Annotated in this window: 15 protein-coding genes; 5 read left to right on the top strand and 10 right to left on the bottom strand. The window is 48.2% G+C overall.

The features are described from left to right. Positions 1 to 7: 7 nt before the first annotated feature. The 3 genes from NST47_RS05545 to NST47_RS05535 all read right to left on the bottom strand — a co-directional run bounded on the left by NST47_RS05545 (position 8) and on the right by NST47_RS05535 (position 3,740). Positions 8 to 1,564 carry an ABC transporter substrate-binding protein gene (locus NST47_RS05545; RefSeq protein WP_341154240.1) on the bottom strand — a complete coding sequence of 519 codons (1,557 nt, stop codon included), beginning with the start codon at positions 1,562 to 1,564 and terminating at the stop codon, positions 8 to 10. 61 nt (positions 1,565 to 1,625) lie between these two features. Further along, entirely contained in the window at positions 1,626 to 2,174 is a 549-nt protein-coding gene (locus NST47_RS05540) for an RNA polymerase sigma factor (protein WP_341154239.1), read from the bottom strand. A 132-nt stretch (positions 2,175 to 2,306) separates the two neighbouring features. Then, positions 2,307 to 3,740, bottom strand: coding sequence for a hypothetical protein (locus NST47_RS05535; RefSeq protein WP_341154238.1), 1,434 nt, complete (start codon positions 3,738 to 3,740; stop codon positions 2,307 to 2,309). Positions 3,741 to 3,910: 170 nt separating this feature from the next. Between NST47_RS05535 and NST47_RS05530 the strand changes: the two genes are divergently transcribed. Next, positions 3,911 to 4,057, top strand: a complete 147-nt coding sequence (locus tag NST47_RS05530; RefSeq protein WP_179097652.1) for a hypothetical protein — start codon at positions 3,911 to 3,913, stop codon at positions 4,055 to 4,057. Between the two features lie 24 nt (positions 4,058 to 4,081). Beyond that, complete coding sequence (locus NST47_RS05525; protein WP_341154237.1) at positions 4,082 to 6,142, top strand: peptidoglycan D,D-transpeptidase FtsI family protein; 2,061 nt, start codon at positions 4,082 to 4,084, stop codon at positions 6,140 to 6,142. 138 nt (positions 6,143 to 6,280) lie between these two features. Here NST47_RS05525 and NST47_RS05520 read toward each other — a convergent pair whose 3' ends face one another. Continuing rightward, positions 6,281 to 6,502 (bottom strand): hypothetical protein, encoded by a 222-nt coding sequence (locus tag NST47_RS05520; protein WP_341154236.1) that lies wholly within the window; start codon positions 6,500 to 6,502, stop codon positions 6,281 to 6,283. Between the two features lie 279 nt (positions 6,503 to 6,781). Between NST47_RS05520 and pdxR the strand changes: the two genes are divergently transcribed. Further along, positions 6,782 to 8,212 (top strand): MocR-like pyridoxine biosynthesis transcription factor PdxR, encoded by a 1,431-nt coding sequence (gene pdxR / locus NST47_RS05515; protein WP_341154235.1) that lies wholly within the window; start codon positions 6,782 to 6,784, stop codon positions 8,210 to 8,212. 122 nt (positions 8,213 to 8,334) lie between these two features. On the opposite strand, the gene NST47_RS05510 is transcribed toward pdxR, so the two are convergent. Both NST47_RS05510 and NST47_RS05505 read right to left on the bottom strand, forming a co-directional pair. Next, a complete protein-coding gene (locus NST47_RS05510; protein WP_341154234.1) occupies positions 8,335 to 9,561 on the bottom strand; it encodes a benzoate/H(+) symporter BenE family transporter in 1,227 nt (408 codons plus the stop codon). Positions 9,562 to 9,958: 397 nt separating this feature from the next. Then, positions 9,959 to 12,955: a family 78 glycoside hydrolase catalytic domain gene (locus NST47_RS05505; protein WP_341154233.1), complete on the bottom strand. Its 2,997-nt coding sequence runs from the start codon at positions 12,953 to 12,955 to the stop codon at positions 9,959 to 9,961. Between the two features lie 169 nt (positions 12,956 to 13,124). On the opposite strand from NST47_RS05505, the gene NST47_RS05500 reads away from it, so the two are divergent. Next, positions 13,125 to 14,000 carry an AraC family transcriptional regulator gene (locus NST47_RS05500; protein WP_341154232.1) on the top strand — a complete coding sequence of 292 codons (876 nt, stop codon included), beginning with the start codon at positions 13,125 to 13,127 and terminating at the stop codon, positions 13,998 to 14,000. Positions 14,001 to 14,046: 46 nt separating this feature from the next. Here the strand turns inward: NST47_RS05500 and NST47_RS05495 are convergent, their stop codons facing one another. Together NST47_RS05495 and NST47_RS05490 are read right to left on the bottom strand one after the other, a co-directional pair. Next, positions 14,047 to 15,345: an MFS transporter gene (locus NST47_RS05495; RefSeq protein ID WP_341154231.1), complete on the bottom strand. Its 1,299-nt coding sequence runs from the start codon at positions 15,343 to 15,345 to the stop codon at positions 14,047 to 14,049. A gap of 90 nt (positions 15,346 to 15,435) precedes the next feature. Further along, on the bottom strand, positions 15,436 to 16,359 hold the full coding sequence (locus NST47_RS05490; protein WP_341154230.1) for a LysR family transcriptional regulator: 924 nt from the start codon (positions 16,357 to 16,359) through the stop codon (positions 15,436 to 15,438). 110 nt (positions 16,360 to 16,469) lie between these two features. On the opposite strand from NST47_RS05490, the gene aroA reads away from it, so the two are divergent. After that, positions 16,470 to 17,861: a 3-phosphoshikimate 1-carboxyvinyltransferase gene (gene aroA / locus NST47_RS05485; protein WP_341154229.1), complete on the top strand. Its 1,392-nt coding sequence runs from the start codon at positions 16,470 to 16,472 to the stop codon at positions 17,859 to 17,861. Between the two features lie 141 nt (positions 17,862 to 18,002). Here the strand turns inward: aroA and NST47_RS05480 are convergent, their stop codons facing one another. Further along, complete coding sequence (locus tag NST47_RS05480) at positions 18,003 to 18,911, bottom strand: dihydrodipicolinate synthase family protein (protein WP_341154228.1); 909 nt, start codon at positions 18,909 to 18,911, stop codon at positions 18,003 to 18,005. A gap of 55 nt (positions 18,912 to 18,966) precedes the next feature. Continuing rightward, on the bottom strand, positions 18,967 to 20,247 hold the full coding sequence (locus NST47_RS05475; RefSeq protein ID WP_341154227.1) for a lactate racemase domain-containing protein: 1,281 nt from the start codon (positions 20,245 to 20,247) through the stop codon (positions 18,967 to 18,969). Positions 20,248 to 20,290 lie beyond the last annotated feature (43 nt).

Below are 20,290 nucleotides of genomic sequence, written 5' to 3'. Positions count from 1 at the left end.
CCATGAATTAGTTTCGGCTATCAAGCAGCGCCGAGAACAGCGCATTTTGCGAATCCTCCTGCAGCTGCTTCAAAGCGTCGTCCAGCTTCAAGCGCCTTTCCACTACCGCTTTCATCTGTTTGACTGCCAATGGGCTGTACGCCTCCATGAACTTGCGCAGCACACGAGGATGAAGTCCCGATTCGGCTCCCACCGTGCTTGGCTTCATGCTATAGAACGGCGCATAGTTGCGGCCATCCTCAGGCTTTAAGGATTGCAGCCTCACTGACAAGCTGCCTCCCCCTGCAGAACGGTTCAGCTTCTTAATAATTTCTGTGCTATTGATAAGCTTGATCATTTCCCAGGCCGCACGCTGATGTTCGGATTGTGCATTCACTGCATATACAGGACCCAGCGTGAACGACGCCGATTCATTCGGTCTTGATAGATCAACAGGCTCGCTGACCATATCCCAATTAAATGAATTCATTTTATACTGTGATTTGGCCATCTCCAAATCCCTGCTGAGTGAATAGCCGGAATACGCCATTGCTGCCTTGCCAGTAATAAAAGGATTCCTTTTGTACATATCCTCCATTAAGATATTGCCCTGCGGATTCGCCCTTGGCTCAGGCTGATATACATAACCTTGGCTATACCCGTCAGCAGCGAGACTCCATGCCTTTTTCCATCCGTCTGTTCGCAGCGTTACTTGATTCCCATCCGCATTCGTCATGCTCAAGCCCATCGTTTTGGCAATTTGCCCGGCCAATTGTGAGGCTTCACTGTAATAGGTCGGCAATAGGCCATACACTCGATCGCCGCCTTGACCATTTGTCGGAAAACGAGCCGCCAGCTGCATCGTCTCTTCCCAGCTCATCCCGCTTTTCGGATACGGTACACCATATTTGTCGAATAAATCCTTATTATAGTAAAGCGCGTTCATCTCGTAATCGGGCGCCAGACCATACAGCTTGCCTTCTGCTGCTGTGCGCAGTGTTTCCGTAACGCCGCTGTACATGTTGTTCAGATCGTAGCTGTCCTGCTTCATTACAGGATCAAGCGGATACAGACGGCCTTCCTTGGCCAGCTCACCGTACATATTCGGGGACAGGTAAACGACGTCTGGTTTTTCCTTATCCAGCAGCTCAAGGATTTTGTCCTTATCGTCATAGCTATTCCACCCGTTATCCCCCATCGTAATGACCTTGACCTCAATATTGGGATAACGAATGGTGTAGGCTTTGCCATAGTGCATCATAAAGGTGTCCTCATGGAAATAGGCGACCTTTAAGGTGAATTCCTTTTCTGCATCGATAGGCTCCAAGGCCATCGGAACAACAGGCTTGGACATGGGACCGACTATACTTTCCAATCGTTCCCATTGAAAAAAGCCGATCACAAGCATCGCAGTTATAGCCAGCAGCGGAGCCAGCTTCAGCCACCGCCTGTTTGTCGGACGTTCCTGCATCTCAACACGCTCCTTAACTTTTTGCATTAAATCCTTGGAAAAGCCTGCTTCACCTTTGGGGATTGGTGAATTTGCCAGCTGTTTCTCCCAATATTCCGGTTCGTTGTGCTTCATATTGTCTCCCCCTTAGAAGTGCGGTGAATAAGTCCCGCTGCACGGCCAAATATCTCTGCGATCACTGTTGTTTCCATGTAGGCTCCATGAGCTTGCCGACCTTCACCCGCGCCCGATACAATCTGGACTTGACCGTACCCTCGGAAATCGACAACAGTCGGGCTATCTCGGTATGCGTCAATTGATGATGGGCATGCAGCAGCAGTACCTCACGCAGCTTGATCGGGAGAGATAGCACAACCAGCCACACTTCCTCGCTGACGAGTCGGTTCAGTGCCTCTGTTTCCGCTGAGGGGGCACTCTCCCCTTTGGCCAGTGGTGTTCCAAATGGCATAACCTTGCGAAACCAGGCCGAGCGCCAATGGTCCCTGACCAAATTTCGTGTAATCGTAAGCAGCCAGGTTTTCACGGAAGCCTCTCCCCTATAAGAAAACAAGCGTTCATATACCCGCACGAACACATCCTGCGTAATATCGTCCGACAGCTCGGATTGCCGTGTCAGAAAAAATGCATAATTCCATACATCCTCTCCATATGCCACCATCAAATCCTCTAAGATGACATTTTTGTCCATACCGCTGGAGAGCGATTTCAAATATTCAAATGCCACCCTTGCTCACCTCTCACACAATTGGACGAAGCATCGGATAAAAGGTTCCCTTTTCCAATTTTATGGTCAAAAAAATAACGCCGTGCCAACGCGAGAAGAGCAGCGTCAGTACGGCGATCAAGAAAACGTTCATTATTTAGTTTGATTTGAACCCGTAACCTCCGAGGCGCCAAAAAGTTCATAGTCCCAGAAGGTACGACTCTCGTTGCGCGTTGTATTCGTGATCGTATTTCCATCCACTTTGAATAGATCATAATGATAGCCCTCTACATACGCACCGTAGGGAAGATCTGCTCCATAGTCGCCATAAAGCTTTTTGACGTTCAGCTTTGTATCCAGAGCATACGTGCTGTATGAAGGCGAATGGGTTTTAATAATCAATGTTCCTTCACTTGTTCTCGGATAACCAAAGTGCGGAATCTCTACCTCCGCTCCCTGAAACAGATCGTTCACGGTTGAAATCTCACCTTGGGAACTAACAAGCAGCAGCTTCCAGTTATCGCCCACCACCCAGTGACTTCCATCCGCGTTATTCCAGGACCCACGGATTATTGAAAAAGGCAGCCCGGTAACGACTCCTCCCCGAATCAGATAACTGAGCTGGTATTCTTTCGGTCCTTGAAAGCGGCCTTTCACCGGTACATCGACGTTAATAGAAAGCGTCAGCAGCGTTTGCTTCTCGCTCAAGCGATGTGTCAAAGCACGGTAGGTCACCCCGTTATTCACAGCGTCAGGATACAGCGCGAAGAGCGTCTGGCTTTCACTCAAATACTTCGTCAATGAGGTCAGCTGCAGGTTATTGTAGTAGAGCTCATCCTGCTTGCGTTCCAAGGCCACCTCATCCTTATAGGTCCACATCCATTGCGATACATGTTCAAACAGCTCCCCTGCCGTTGTTCCTCTGATCCACTGCGGTGGCTCCTGTAGAGATTTTGCAATTTTTATATAGCCATATTCGTTGTTTTTGTACATATGATTTCGGATGTACACATAATTTTCATCATCATATTCGATACGGTCTAACAGGCGGGTCTGATCTGTTGTGATCGTCAGTCCAGCTATGCGCTCCCACTGCAGATTCATATGAAATAGATCATGAGCGTAACGCCAACTCATCGGAAAATACGTAATATCGCGGAATTGCAGCAGTGGATAGGCCTCTGATGCTTGATCAACCGGCTGTTCATATACCATAACGTTAAAGGATGCGACCGTTGCATTGTAGCTGGCACCCAGACGATTCGTGACGGAATCATCCTGACTCCATTTGTCTTTGCCCGGCAGCCCCTGCTCGTAGCCAGGAACGATCGTAAGTCCGCTTTGCTGATTCCAAGTGAAAGCAAGCCCTAATGCGCGCGCAGCATTCCAGGTAAGCGGAAAATAAGTAATGTCCTTATAGGTAATCAGCGGGTAGGCGCTATGCTCCTGATCGATCTGCACCCCATCCAACGTAATGGGAAACTCAGGGATTGTAACTTGCACTTGCCCAGACTGTGCCTGAAGCTGCTGCGGCAGCTGTCCAAGCAGCACGATGAATAGCACTGCTATAAATAAAAATCTCCACATCGCGGTTTCCTCCTGAATTTATAATTATTTTCCAATCAGTTAGACGCTGAGGTACATGAATTAGTTTCATATGAGTATTCAGGCCTGGAAAAATAACTGTTTTTTTATAATTAATCTTTCGCCTTATTGATCATTCCCGTGGTAAAATAAAGGTAAAAGGAGAGTCATGGATGCGAAACACAGAAAGCCATCAGCACAAGGGCAATCAATGGCGCAAGGCTATCGTTTATCTCATGCTGGGACTGCTAAGTGGCATTCTTCTCTGGGTGATTGTGCTGTGGGCTGCCTTACCAACGAATACGAATGTAATGAACTGAATACAGGGCTTGGAGAGTGAACGGATGGCAAACCAATTTTCGAGATATACGGAGGAACCGCCGGACCAGAAAAAGGGAAGAATACAAAAACATTTTTCGATACGGCTGAACATATTCTTTTTTGCTACCTTTTTGATTTTCACTGTACTGATTGTGCGCTTGGCTATTTTACAGTTTGTCGAGAGCAAATATCTGAAGGAAGCAACATCCGAAATTACCAAAAGCAATAGCCCCATCGCCCCCATCCGAGGTACCATCTATGACCGCACAGGTTATCCAATCGCACAATCGCGGTCAATGCAATCCGTATATTACCGCGTAGAAGGGCGGGCAACCGATAAGGATGACATTATCCGCCTTGCCAAGGAGCTTGAAGATATATTTGCCCGCTTCGGTAAACCGGAGCAAAAACGTCTCAGCGCCGGTGATATTCTCAAGCTGATGGATGTCGGATTCGACATGGATAAGAACAAGGCGAAGGAACCCAGCTATTATTCCGTTCCCCGAAGAATCAAAACCGACCTGACCAATACAGAAATTGCCTATTTATTGGAGCATCGCGACCAGCTTCGGGGCATTGAAGTGTTTGAGGATAGTATCCGCGTGTACGACAAGCAAAGCATATCGGCCCAGCTCGTCGGTTATATGAAAAGATATAATGCCGCAAGAAACCCTGTATCAGGGCTTGATTTCTACAAAAACAAGGGAGACGAATATTTGGAGGTGGAGGATGTCGGTTTCGATGGGCTGGAGCTGATGTATCAGGATGAGCTTCGCGGGCAAAAGGGTATCAAGTCGTATCCGGTCAATGCTCTCCAAAAAATTATTGGCCCTGCCACACTCACACCTCCGGAAAAAGGCCACAACCTGCATCTGACCATCGATAAAAATGTACAGCTGGTCGCTCAGCAAGCGATTACGGATCATCTGAATTTCCTTCGCAACCGCCGTTTGGCAGGCGATATCGCCTACGCACCCAATGCCCGCTCAGGCTATGCGGTAGCTATGGAGGTCAAAACCGGTAAGATCGTAGCGATGGCCAGCATGCCCGACTATGATACAAATACGTGGACAGGCGGCATGAGTACGGAAGAATACAACCAGATTATGCCTTTTATCAATAACGGTACGATCACAACCTCTTACCCCGATTATCCGGAAAAGGAGCGCAGCAAGCACCCATCTTCCCTGGTCTACATGGGCTCTACAGTTAAACCGTTGTCGGTACTGATCGGCTTGATGGAAAATGTAATCACACCTTCTTCGACTTACAGTGATGGCGGCTCATTTACGTTCGGTAAGGATAAACGAACCATCAGCAACTCGGACGGACACGCCTACGGATTGCTAAATCCAACAACGGCCATTCAAGTATCGTCCAATACGTTCATGTCCGCGATGATCGGGATGCCGCTGTATAACAAATACGGTGGCGAGAAATCAGAGGTACTCGACGTATGGGCTAAGTATTTTGCCGAATTTGGGTTAGGTGTCAAAACAGGCAGCAAGCTGCCCAACGAGTACGAGGGCTCCAATGAGTTTTATAAAAATGCCAAGTCCAGCAGCTATCAATCCGCTATGGTCTATGCCTCCTGGGGACAAAACGAAAAGTACACGACACTGCAGCTTACACAGTTTGCCGCAACACTGGCCAGCCGAGGTAAACGCATGATGCCGCAATTTGTGGAAAAAGTGACTCAATCGAACGGTGAGCTTGTTCGTGGTTATGAGCCTGTAGTCCTTAACGAGGTTAATTATCCTAAGAACTATTGGGATACGGTCATTAATGGAATGCGAAGCGGAGCGGAAGGCATTGAAGAGCTGCCCTTTCCTGTAGCCCGCAAAACCGGTACCTCCACACAGGACGTTCCGGGCGGACGTGTAGATAACGCGGTATTTATCTCTTTTGCCCCTATAAATGATCCTGTCCTGGCGATAGCCGTAGTCGTGCCCGAGGGTCGGTTCGGAAAGTACGGGGCTGCACCTATCGCTGCCAAGATGTATCAAGCCTACGATCAATATATCGGTGGTCTCAGCGCGCCTGCTGTTGCTGCCGGAGCTGGCAATGCAGTGAAAAGACCTTGATGCTGTCTGTATATAGAACGTGACAAGACCTTGCTTGCCCGGATCCGGGCAAGCAAGGTCTTGTTATGTTATACATTGTATGCTGATACTGCACACAGCGCAGGTAGAAGTTATGTCTGAGGGTGTGTGTGAGACTGGCTACGCAGTTTGTGATAGCTGACCTTGTTTGTGCTGCAGCTCTTCGCGCAGTTCATTCATCAGGTGATTAAATTCTTCCTGAAGCGTATGTAATTCCGAGTAATAGTTACCTTGTAGGCGATTAAGCTCGAAGAGAGACAGTCCTGTAAAATACTGATACTCCGTATAGCAACGGTTTGAAGCATCCACAATCGACTCATGATTTCCCTCGGAAATTCTCATCAGCTATCCGCTCCCCTGCAAATGGTATTTTTGGAATAAATAAAGCATAATTTTGTAAGCATTTCCATGTCAAGAAATAATTCTGATTATTTTTAATTTTCTGACAACTATGTATTTCAAGTTATTTAATAAATGATTTTTGTCTGAATCCATTTTATTGCATAGCATGTGTCGTCATGATAGTGTATCAATTAATAGATTGTATTAAAATTCCATGAATCAGAGATTCGAACAATCCATATTCCTATTTACTTGTAACTACACCTGGAGGTGAATCGAATGCTAAAAGTCAACCGAAACGACGATCGTCCCTTGTGGCTGCAACTGCTTGACCAAGCTATCCATAATATCACAACTGGAAAATGGCCACCAGGCGAATTGCTGCTTCCATCTCGTGAACTAGCCCTATTGGTAGGTGTCTCTCGCTCAACGATACAGATCGTTTATGAGGAATTGTTCAGTCGCGGTTACACATTAACCTCTCGGCGCGGCGGAACAAGGGTAAGTGAGTGGAGCTATATGACCTGTTCTTCAGAGGACGTTACCTCTCAAGGACCTGTCCCGCCCGAATTGCCTTCATTAAACGCTGCAGTTAACCATTTGCACAATTGGTTCAGAGGCAAAGAGCATCGGGAAGTGGAGATCGATTTCAGTCCCCATGAACCGTATTTGGACGAACAATTTCAAAAAAATTGGAGACAATCATTTTTACAAGCCTCAAACGAAACTGACCTGACCAGTTGGACTTACGGCAATGCCCACGGTTTCGTTCCGCTACGCGAACAGATTCAACGCTACTTATCATTAGAACGTGGCATCCACGTGCATATCGATCAGATTTTATTAACTTCAGGTGCCCAGCATAGTATAGATTTGATCGCCCAAGCACTTTTAAATGAAGGAGACACGGTTTCTGTTGAAGATCCCGGCTTCCCTGCTGCCTGGATGGCAATGAAATATCGGCGAATGAATGTTGCTCCTGTTCCTGTCGACGAATACGGAATACAAGTAGACCATATTCATCCACAATCCAAGCTAGCCTTTGTTACCCCTTCGCATCAGTGCGCGATTGGAGTCATTATGTCGGAACCTCGCAGGCAACAATTACTGCACATGGCCGTTCAAAATCGATTTTGGATTGTCGAAGATGATTATGACAGTGAATTTCGATATCGTGGTGATCCTCTTCCGACTTTGTTCAGCCAACAGCCTCAAAACACATTATATATGATGAGTTTTTCCAAAATGGTTGCTCCTGGTATCCGAATATCAGCAATCGTTGGTTCAAAGGAGGCTATAGACCAACTTGCTCGAGTCCATGAGTTGACCTATCGCCATCTTCCAATTATGGAGCAATTAACGCTTGCTCACTTTATCGAACACGGGCATTTCATGCGCCATATGAGAAGAGTTAGAAACGTATATCGGAGGAGACACGAAGCCATGACGAAGGCCATAGTCGCGAGCGGTCTAGGCGAACGCTTTAAACTAAGTGGCGTAGAAACGGGATTGCACATGCTTCTAGAAGGTGAGGATTCATTTGATGAGGAAACCGTTACTTACCAAGCGCTCGAAATAGGGATAGGTGTCTATCCGCTCAGTACTTATTGTTTGGAAAGCGATCGAAAAGGATGGGTGCTGGGCTTCGCAAAAGTAGACGAGGCTGCAATTGAACGGGGAATTTATCGTCTTGCGGAGATGCTTTCATAATATAAGCATCCCCGCATAAGTCTTATCTTTATCTGAATGAATGAACACGTACTAGTGTCATCACCGCTATCGTCCTCCGTAGCTATGGCTATTTTCCCAGTATTCATTTTTAATGCCTCCTTCTATTTCTGTTCAGCTTGTTGTAATCCACTCGTACTGCTTTGCTTTCTGCGAAATTGTCCATGAATCACCATATGTGCCGCCAAACCAGCAATAAGCCCCCAGAATGCACCACCAACTCCAAGCAATGTAACGTTCGCAGCAGTCGCCAGAAAAGTAATTAACGCTGTCTCACGTCCCTTGGGATTCGCTAAAGCATTGGTGAGGCTGCCACCAATTGTCCCCAGCAATGCCAATCCCGCTAATGTCGCGATAAAGGTAGCAGGAAGAGTCAGAAACAAAGCAGCCAGCGTCACACCAAAAATTCCAACAAAAATATAAAAAACGCCACATGCAATACCTGCAATATAACGCTTTGTTGAATTCTCGTGTGCGTCTTTCCCTGTACAAATCGCCGCAGTAATCGCCGCTGCATTAAAGGCATGTGAGCCGAATGGAGCTGTAAGGAGCGAGCCCAAACCAGTAACCGTTAAAATCGGATTCGCACTCGTCTTAAATCCATCATTTCGCAACACAAGCATTCCGGGCATATATTGTCCCGTCAAGGTAATAACAAACAGTGGCAATGCAACTCCCAATAAAGCATGAATCGAAAACTCCGGAACGACAAATACCGGTGATGCTATAGCCAGTTTGATATTACTGAAATCTGCTTTCCCAGTACTAATCAAAAAAATAAGACCGAGCACCAAAATGCCAACGACTGCGTATCGAGATGTATATCGCTTCAACACCACATAAGCTACAAACAGGACAACGACAAGCAAGGGATCAACTTTCGCTCCTCCGAATGCTGAAATTCCAAATTGCAATAAAATACCTGCCAGTAACCCGGAGGCAATGCCTGGTGGTATAAGACCGACTAAACGTTCAAACATACCAGATAGCCCCAAAATAATAAATCCTAATGCAGATATCATATAAGCGCCAATAGCCTCCGCATATGGGGTTACGGCTAGCGCCGAAACAAGAAAAGCCACTCCTGGTGTTGACCAAGCCGTAATAATGGGTTCACGATATCGGTAGCTTAGCCATATTCCGGTTACACCCACACCAATGGAAATCGACCATATCCATGAAGCAGTCATTTCGGGACTCAGACCCGCAACTTTTGCTGCCTGGAACACGAGAATAAATGTGCCCCCATAGTTGACAATGACAGAAATTAAAGCAGCTAAGGTAGGCGATATCAAATCTCGGGCGCGTAACGAAGATGATGTTGTGTTCATATGCACTCTCCTACCTCTTTCCTAATCGCCAGCGCGCTTTTTCGTTCCGGTAATAATTTCACAGCTTCTTTCTCGCATTCTGAAGCTTGGCTAGCCCATTTCATGTAGTGACGCACGGTTTCGAGATTTTCTTCGACAAAATGTCCCATCTTCTCCCCACTTTCTGCTTTTTACTCATGTGTGTTGATCGAGCAATCTTAGCTTAAAGTACTTTGGATTGTATTAAAACATCCAAAAATACTAATTCAATAAATCCATAAATGAATTCATAGTTTCGATTTCCAAATAATATAAAAAAACGACTCTAAAATTCAGTAAATGAATTTGAGTCGTCTTTTTTGATTACACCTATTCAAAATATTTCGTAAGAGGTAAGTTTTCCGTGTTCGCTCGTTGACTAGATTCGAACGATCGTGATATCAGGCGTGTAGCCGGTCGGACATTCGACCTCCAGCTGGATCTCTTTCGGGACACTTACCCGAATCTGGAACAGACGCTGCTGTGCATCCAGCTTCCAGGATACCTCGATGCAGCCTTGAACGGGCAGTGGGATTCGTCCCTTGGCATAACGCAAATCTCCTGGAGACGGCGCTACCTTGACCTGAGTCCAGCCTGGAGTTAACGGTTTGACACCGAGCAGCTGATCTCCCAGGAAATATCCCGGAGCCGCAGACCAGGCATGGCAGTGACTGCGTGTCAGCATGCGCGGATTCGCCCGATTTTCCTTAAAGCCTGGATACATCTCCCAGCAGGTCGTCGCATCATTCTCGATCATTTCGCCAAAATGTTGACGAATATCTTCCAGCACACGGCCCGTTTCACCGTATTTGGCAAGCGCCTCGTAGTAAAAGAAAGACATAAACGGACTCCCGATTTTCACAAAATGCTCCGGAGGTGCAAGCAAATACTCGCGTAAAATCAACTCGCGCTCCCCGCTGGCAATATGACAAATCAGTGCCACAACCTGCGTTTGCATACTGAATATAGACGAAACCCTTCCATCTACATGGATACAATCCACGTAAGCCTGCTGCTCCTCTGACCACAGATGAAGGTTGATCGCCGCAGCCAGCTGCGCGGCACGCTCCCGATACAGCACGGCCTGTACCCTGTCATTTGCTGTTTCGGCCAATTCCGCAGCTGCGTACAGCGTCTTCACCAAAAACATCGTTTGGTGAGTAACGACACCATCCCGCGGCTGGTCGATGGGTGCCCAATCCAACAGGTTCCAGCCTCTAAAGCTGAACAAGCCATCCTCGCCAATGTGCTGAAGGTAATGATCAAGCGTGTAGTTCACATGCGGCCAAATGTCCTCTGCAAACTGGATTTTGCCTGTGTAGTCGACATATTCCTTGCAGGCAATGACCCAGAAGAAGGTCCAGTTCGGTATGACGCTTACCCAGCCGCTTGGCACCTGATCCCCATAATAAGGAGTCTGTCCAGCCGACCCCGGCACCAACCGCATGCATCGCTCTACGATATCGGTCGCCCCGAATACATAATAATTAACTAAGGCTTCATTACGGCTATCACCCACCCAGAAGGTCTGCTCATAAGCTGGACAATCCACGAATGTATCCTCCATGCATAAACGGGTCGTATGGCGACTGATTTCCCATATATCATTTAATAAGGGGTCAGAGCACTGAAATTCGCCGATTTGTGCAACCGGGAAGTTGCTTTGGCGGACTGCTACCTTATACCACAGAGTCGGACGCACGGCGCCGCGTACGGTGACCATGAGATAACGGAATCCTCGGCGAACGGGCGATACATAGCTTTGCCTGCCTTCACGGCATGTATATCGCAGCGTATTATCCAGACCGTAGGTTTCCTGGCGCCAGCCATCCTGCTGGAACTCATAGCCATACATGTCGATTACCGTTCCCTCTGGAGCATTCAGCTCAAATTCCAGAAAGCCTGACCACTGCTTGCCAAAATCCAATACAAATTCCGTATCGCTTCCCTCAAATAATGGAGCCTCCACAGGTACCCCATTGGCCGCTGCCAGAAGCTGTAAGGATGCGGGAACGGCATGACTCACGGAATCCTGTTTCCAAATCGACATCGCAAACGTATCCGCCATTCGAACCAGACTTGGAGAAATGGCTTTCACCGGGTAGGCCCCACCAAGTAAATCTTCTATCGACTTAATCTGGTTAATCGTTTCGGTAACCTTGGACAAGGCTTCAACATAAGCCTCCGTCTCCTTGGCATCCACGACATCGGTATCCTTGATAACCATATGCTTATAAGGTCCTACCGTGACGACTGGCGATGGCTGCGTTTCATTGCTTAATGATGACGACTCCAAAGGTGATACAACCTCAAATGGAACGTTAGCATCCAACGCAATCCGGAAGGCTTTGCCATGGTCTTTGCCGGATACGTCAAGGAGCAGCAGGTGGTCTCCTGCAGTCAGCTCCACACCAAGCTCCAGCTTCGGATCTTCCCCGTCAAAATCCGATTTCTGATACAGCTGTCCATTAATCGCACAAGCGAGAAATGAGGTTCCCACCATACATAAAGTCACCAGTCCCGGCTCGGACAGACGTATTAGCGCCGCCACCATCCCGGCAACCTGGTAGTGATTGGCGTGATCAGCGCCATAGTCCTCCCACTGGTATTTGACATCGATAGCAATCGACCATGCCGGAGGTCTCGTTTGGTTCAACGATTCCACCCGTGCAGGGTACACCACTTCCTCAGTAAGCATCGGAATGTCTCTCTCCATCATACCCGTCCACGGTGCCGTACCTACCGGACCAATGGTATGTGCAGCCTGCCACCCACTATCATCGAATTTGGCCTCCGTCCAGCTGTCATCCCACAGCCTGCCATCCGTACTCTCGGCAAAAGCATGCTGTACGGACATCCGCGCCTGATGAGGATCGTGACCTGCGTGCAGCGCCGTTTTCCAGCTGGAGTCCGTCACAATGGATTTCCTTGGTTCCGAACTCCGTTTTGCCCCGGCTCCAGAAGCTTCACTCCTATTGGCAGGTACGATGCTGCTTGTACCTGACAAGGTCAGTTGTGCCAGCAATCCGCCGCGTCCCCGCAAGCTGTAAAAGGTCGCCACCCCAAAATGCAGCACCAATACAGCGATACTGTTTGGAGCTCCCGATTGCAGCAAATGAGAGATCTCGTAAACATCATAAGCATACTGGTGATGATACGATCGTACAGGACCACGTCCAACCAACACCCCATTCACATACAACACATAGCGGGTATCTGCGGATAGCAGCAGCTCGGCTTTTCCCATGGGGTCGACTACAGGGATGAACGAAGTCCTGAAGCACCTCCATTCGTTTCTCGGACTTTCTTCCCCTTCTCCCCAAATCCAGCGCGCCTCTGGCACAAACGGTAAATCGTGAACCGTTCCAGTTTCCATGTATTGCCCTCCTTAGATTTCCTTTAAATATATAAAACGTTCTTAGAAACACTTACTTCGTAAGTGGATGCTTGACTACTGTCTAATCTTATTTTAATATGATCGCAATGGAATATTAGGGTCTATACGGACATTTAATAGGGGTATTCTTCAAAGGAGATGATGGAGTATGGTTCAGCAAGCCGTTTTTGTCACCCGAGGTGAGCAATTTTTTGACAAAAGCTTTCCTATCTATGTGAATCGGGTTGCGGAATCGTTCCATCTTGGGATGCATTCGCATGATTTCTATGAAATTTGTTACGTCGGGGAAGGATCGGGCTTTCATTTTATAGGAGGGCAGTGCTTTCCGGTACGTAAAGGGGATGTGACCTTTATTCCAATTGGGGTTTCTCATGTATTCCGTCCCGAATCACCGACCGCCAAAACCAAGCTGATCGTCTATAACTGCCTATTTTCCCAGGAAGCCGTAAGTCATATGCAAAGCATCCTGCCATGGGAACCGGGAAGTGTGCCGCTGGACAGCATGAACGGAGACAGCTGGCTGCGGCATCGTGAGGAAAGCGATGAATTCGAGCGGATTTTCAGCTTTCTCCATCAAGCTTTCTCCGCCAAAAAGCCCGGCTGGCAGCTCCTTGTCTATGGAGGGATGCTCCAGCTGAACGGTTTACTGTTCCATACAGCACGACCGATGTCCAATCCCGCAAGTTTACCGACCCTGAGTGCCAGTAATGAACCCTTCGCTCAAGCTTTGGCCATGATGGAACGTGATTTTGCTCATCCTTTGACGGCCTCCATGGTTGCTTCAGCGATTAAGGTCAGTGAACGCCACTTGTCACGACTGATCAAAGCCCGAACAGGAATGACCTTTGTTGGTCTGCTCCAGCATCTGCGTATTCGCGAGGCTTGTTTTCTTCTCAGGGAAACCACCTTTAAGGTAAGTGATATCGCTTCTCGTGCCGGATATCAGGATATAAAGTTTTTTAATCGTTTGTTTAAAAGCAAAACAGGTGTCACCCCAAGGCAATACCGGGACTCCACCTGTTGAAATGCGATTTATTTATCCGGAGGTTATACCTAATCCGGTACCCTGTCTAAGACTTTGCCTTGCTCTGCCGATGATACAGCACGCCGAAGCCCAGCAGCAGGACTCCCATGACACCGAAGCCGCCAGTAAGACCAATAACTGTCGTCATCATACCAAACAGCAGCGGATTCGTTAATTGCACGATCCGGTTGGACATGGTGCGGATACTCATCCCCAAGCCCCGTTCGCTTGGCTTCACGGTTTGTGACACCATCATGAGTGCAACGGGTTGATTGACGCTCGTACAAACTCCCCAAATAAATACATTGGCAGCAAGCAGCCCATACCCGGTATTCAGCAGTAGTGCCAGTAAGCAGCCAGCTCCGCTAAAAATACTGATCATCATAATTTTATGATAGCCAAGTCGATTCATCAAATACCCGGCCAATGGCCGAACGATCAGCGCAGCCAAGGCAGCCACGGACAGCATGCTGCCGATTTCAGTATGTGTCAGTCCTTTATTGACCAGAAATAATGGGAAAAATGTAGTCCGCACATCGATAAGCATAAACAGTATGCCATTTAACAAAATAGCGACAGCAAACGGCTTATTGGTGCGCATCATCGCATATCCTGTTCCATAGCTCTTCCAGAGCGGTTCTTTTTTGACTTGTCCGGATTCGGAGCTTGGTTTCGATTTCTGCTTGGACTCTAAAGCTGCTTCCCCCTGCACAGGCTCTTGAGCGAGCAGCTTGTCCATACGACTCGCGTATGAGCCTGCAGGCAAAGCCATCGACAAAACCAGTCCCAGCAGATTCAATCCGACAAATAGGTAAAATACGAGCTGGAAGCTCCCCCAATCCGATACCACCCCGCCGACCGCCGGACCCGCCAGCTGTCCCATCGAGTTAACGAAAGAAAAGTTGGAAATCACATGATTACTTTTATTGGGATTGTGCTGTTGATTGGCTGCAAGCGAAGCGGCTACCTGCAGCGCTCCCCAGGCAAACATCCCACTGACCCCGTTAATGACTTGTCCGAGCAGTACGAGCAGGATCATCCCCTGTGAGCTCCCGACCATAAAAGTGACTCCGCTCAGCAAACCGAGCAAACAGCCTATGACGACAGCTCGCCGGGTGCCCATACGATCGATCCAGCTGCCAATGGGCATCCCGAACATAATCGGAATAAATGCATTCAGCGAAGCAAACAAACCAATCATCACCGCAGCATATCCCACACTATCAAAATATAGCGCCATGATCGGCCGCAGCATGTGGACGCCCAGCATGTATACAAAAGACGAAGTAAAGATCGACAGTAAACCCACTCCGGCAAGAAGCCTGCCCCTGTCTTTGAACATCATAGGATTACCCATAACTATCATTCCCCGGTCTACAATCAGATACGAAACGTACAGCCTAACGAAAATCCGATCCGCACAGCTTCCTGTTTATCATACCATATGATCTATCGGATGCGCTTCCATTTCATTCTGCTCCATATGAGCGACAAGCTCTTTTACAAAAAAAGCCGCAGCTTGCGACAAAGCACCATCCGGTATCGTAACGACCCCGATCGAGCGGGAAGGGATCGGCTCCACAAGCTTGAGCTCGACCAGCGTACCTGCCGCCAAATCATCGCCTACAAACTCCTTGGTTATAAAAGAAATGCCCATCCCCTTACGGACAAAATCGATCAGCAAATCCACGCTCCCGAGCTCAATATCCGGTACGACATCCAACCCATAGGTTTGCAGCAGCGCATGAAAAAATGTACGCGTCCGACTGTGTGCCGACAGCATAACAAAAGGCTGCTTGCTCAGCTCCTGAAGCGTAATCGGTGCTTGGGCAAGAGCTGCATATTCAGGCCCCGCTATGAAGCAGTCCTGGATTGGCTTCGTCGTTTGCACAAGAAGCCGGTCATCCACCGGTAGATGGGCAATTCCGCAATCGATCTCACCATCCCGCAGACGCTGCAGGATGGACTCCGTTTTTCCGTGAGATAAGCAGATGCGTATGCTTGGATGCGCCTTATGAAATTTATCGAGAAAAGGAAAGAGGAAATATTTGCAGAGCGAGTCGCTGGCACCGAGACGAATCGTCCCCGCTATATAGGTTTTCATCTCGCTGATTTTCCGCTCTCCGGCAACCAGCAGCCCGTAAGCCTGCTCCACGAATTGAAACAGTACCCTGCCCTCTTCCGTCATTTCAATTCCTTTGGCCTTGCGCAGCAGCAGACGTACGCCCAACTGCTCCTCCAGCTGTTTGATGGCGTAGCTGGCACTCGGCTGCGTAATATAAAGCTTCTGCGCAGCTCCGGTTATACTGCCTTCCTTCACAGTGTGGTAGAACACCTTATAGTAGTCCATCGAGCTCATGACATAGCACCTCTCTATGTGAAGTATAGAAGATAACAATTTTTTGAATGTCTATCTATTCCTTATAATAGAGAAAACATCCAAATTCGTAAACAAGGAGTGACACGCTGATGTCTGCTAACCAGTCACCAAATAATGGAAAGAACGATTCTAAACACAGTTTCACCCCCGATCTTCAAGCCCGCTCCCCTTGGGCCGCTCTGTCAGATAAGAAGGAAGTCGAGATTTATCCTCCCCTTCGTGTACCGGATGATGCCATCGCCATTCCCGGCAGCAAAAGCTGTACGAATCGTGCGCTCCATATAGCTGCATTGGCAGAAGGCACATCCACAATCGGACATATTCTTCGCAGTGATGATTCTTACTGGTGTCTGGATGCTTTGCAAAGACTGGGTGTGAAGCTTGAGGTTGATGGCTGCACGGTAACCATTGAAGGAACTGGAGGCCAATGGCCAAATCAGAGCGGAAGGCTGTATTTGGGTGCGGCTGGCACAGCAGCCCGTTTCCTGCCAGGAGCTTTGGCGGCAAGTGCTGAAGGGAATTGGTTGATCGAAGGCAGCCAACGTCTAAGCGAGCGTCCGATTCGGCCATTGATTGAAGCCCTTCAGCAGTTGGGTGCAAGCATCGAATATAAGGCTCTTGATGGGCAGCTGCCTATAGAAATTCAGGCACATGGGCTTCGTGGGGGCAATGTACATGTATCCGGTTCTGTCTCCAGTCAATTCATAAGCGGGCTGCTGCTTGCTAGTCCATATGCGAGGCAAGCCACACGAATCAGAATCACAGACACCATCGTCCAGCACGCATATGTAAGTTTAACGATAAGCCTGATGAAGCAATTTGGTGTTACCGTAACGCACCATGAACAATTGAATGAATACGAAATTTTGCCGCAGGTGTACGCAGCCCAGACGCTGATACTCGAAGCCGATGCATCAACCAGCTGCTACGCGCTGGCCTACGCTGCACTAACCGGTGGTCATGTGAGGATAACCAATCTTCCAGACCAAACGAACCAACCGGATCTCGGTATGCTGGAGGTTTTTGAACAAATGGGCTGCCGTATTCAGAAGAGTGCCGCCGGTATTGAGCTATGGGGAGCACAGCAATTAAAGGGTGGTTTTACGATCAGTATGAAGGAAATGTCGGATCAGACGATGACTTTGGCAGCCATGGCTATCTTTGCCGATGCGCCGATTACAATTACGGAGGTCGGCCATATTCGAGCACATGAATGCGACCGCATACAGGCCATGTGCGAATCGCTTGGCCGTCTCGGGATTCAGGTCGATGAGCACCCTGACGGAATGACAATCTATCCCGGCACCCCGCAGCCTGCTGTACTGCCAACCTATGATGATCATCGTATGGCGATGTCGCTTACCCTGATCGGCTCTCGCATCGGTGGTATCCGTCTACTGGACCCCGGCTGTGTATCCAAGACGTATCCGCGCTTTTTCGAGGATATGGAGTTGCTTGGGCTGCAGGTGCATAGATGCTGATGATGTATTTGCAAACAATATGCCAGAGGATGCGTCCCCTAGAACACGGTACACCAAAAAGGCCAACCGGAGCTTCCGGTTGACCTCATCCTGCAAGGAGCACCTCTCTGGGTGCTCCTTGCTCTGCTTCTTTTCACCCAATTATCCCAATAACACGGCTGCCTGTTGTTCAAGTTTCTTTAAGACTGCTTCCAGCTCAGTAATCTCAGCCGAAGTCATATTTAATTGAGGTGCTTTCATCAAACCGGCATCAACACCTCTGAGCTTGAGAGCTTCTTTAAAGTAGGACATGTTGCTTCCACTCTTCAATGCTTCGCAAAACTGGGTAGCCAGCCTTTGCATCTTTCTTGCTTTATCCAAATCATTGTCTTTATAGGCGTTGTAGACGGCTACGAATGGTTCAGGGTATACGCAGGATACACCTGATACAACACCCTCACAGCCCATAGCCAATGCAGGCAAAAACAGGCGGTCAGCACCCGGCACTACCGAGAAATCACCTTGATTAACGGTAAGATACTCGTTCACTCTTAAAAAGTCGGGATAGCTGTATTTGATGCCTATCACATTCTTACATTGGTCAGCCACACGCTGAGCCACATCCGGTTTGATATCATTCGCCGCACATTGCGGAATGCTGTACAAATATACAGGAAAATGATCCGGTACGCTGGAAGCAACATTGATGAAATACGTTTCCAGCTCTTTATCGTTTGCTCCAAAAAACACAGGTGTAACGACGCCGATCCCGTCCGCGCCAATCTCATAAGCATGCTTAGCCAGAGCAATGGTCTCTTCTTCGTTCATTGCACCGACATGAATATAGACAGTTACACGTTGATTTGCCTTTTGGACAACGGCCTGGGCAACTTTTTTCCGTTCCTCTACCGAAAGTCTCAGCATCTCCCCTGTTGTACCGAGCGGGTACAAGCAATGAACGCCCTTGGAAATTAAAAATTCCGTCAGCTCCTCCACTTTATCGATCTGAACATGGCCTTGCTCATCGAACGGAGTCACCATAGCTGTCGTTACACCATATAAATGTTTCATTTGTCCTATCTCCTTAATGATCAGATGATCTTTATCATTACTAGCGCTATGTTGATCAAGAGTGCCCAACAAACAACGGCGGTACTGCCAAATTGCCCAATTCATCAAATTTAAAAGGTATAGTATCTCCCATAACAGACAGCGTGGAACAGCCACTCAAAGCCTCAGCGTACGTATCCGATACGTAAATATGCTGCAAAAATAATGTATTTTTAATCCAAACGATTTTAACATTTTCCGGAACAATTTTGTTGCACGTTTGAATGGCGATATTCAAGGCATCACGGTCCGAAGGCATCGTAACCGGTATTTTGGCACCTGTCAGAACGGTTGAAGTGATACAATTCGTATAGGTTTTGTTAAAATCAATCTTATCCACCAGCCGTCTTGTCGTAATATCCGCCAACCCAATCCCTGTAGCATTTCCATGAGATGGATAGGTTAAATCGCGGACAAACACTTTTTGAATAGACGGAGCTTCAACAGGATGATGAATCGGTCCGCCAAATCGGCCCGTAATGTTGGGGTCCATTCCGGCTCCGCTGATGTTCTTGCCTATCTCATCGATGATCAGCACATCTATCTGATCCAGATGAATTCGTGGCATATAGGTTTTAGCTATAGCCAGCAGCTCGGGCTCCTTGGCAGCTATTTCTTCGGAGGTAAGGATTTGGATGTCCGCTATTTCGTCATACGCATTCTCAAGGATGGCAACCCCTAACACAATGGGTGTCTTCGCCAACAAAATAGCGCCTGCTTCCGGAATCAACGCTGCAAACGAGTCGAAGCCCTGGCTGTGCAGAGCTGCTGCTCCTTTATGCTTGCCTAAGCCAATCGCTGCCATTTTGAGCAGCCCGCTTTCCACAGCGCCCTTAAAATCGGTATGGGCTTTAATTCGTCCCACCATGACAACTGCATCCGCTTCAAAGGCATTCCGATCAAAGTACAACGGGATACCACCGTTCGTCATCCCTACCTCAACCGTATCCATCGAGCTGACAACAGGCGCTCCAACCTCAGCTTCCGTAATTCCGTATTCCGCCAATATCTCGATTTGGCCTTCGGCAGAGGCTCCACCGTGGCTGCCCATAGCGGGAACGATAAACGGCTCCCCTCCATAATGCTTAATCATCGCGATAACAGCAGCTACAACCTGCTGCAAATCAGCAATGCCCCGACTGCCAACTGCCACTGCGACCTTCATGCCGCTGCCAATTTTACGATGAATATCCTCTAAAGCAAATTGCTGCTGTATAGCTTCCGGTATATGCCCAACCCTTTTACGTGCAAAATGCTGTTCAACCGGAATCATTCGGGGAAGAATTGTGTCCATCATATCTGCACCCGCCTCGATCTCGTAATAAAGTGTACTGCTGCAA

The organism is Paenibacillus sp. FSL H8-0034 (assembly GCF_038000305.1).
Classification (GTDB): domain Bacteria; phylum Bacillota; class Bacilli; order Paenibacillales; family NBRC-103111; genus Paenibacillus_S.
This window is presented reverse-complemented; position numbering and strand designations above follow the sequence as displayed.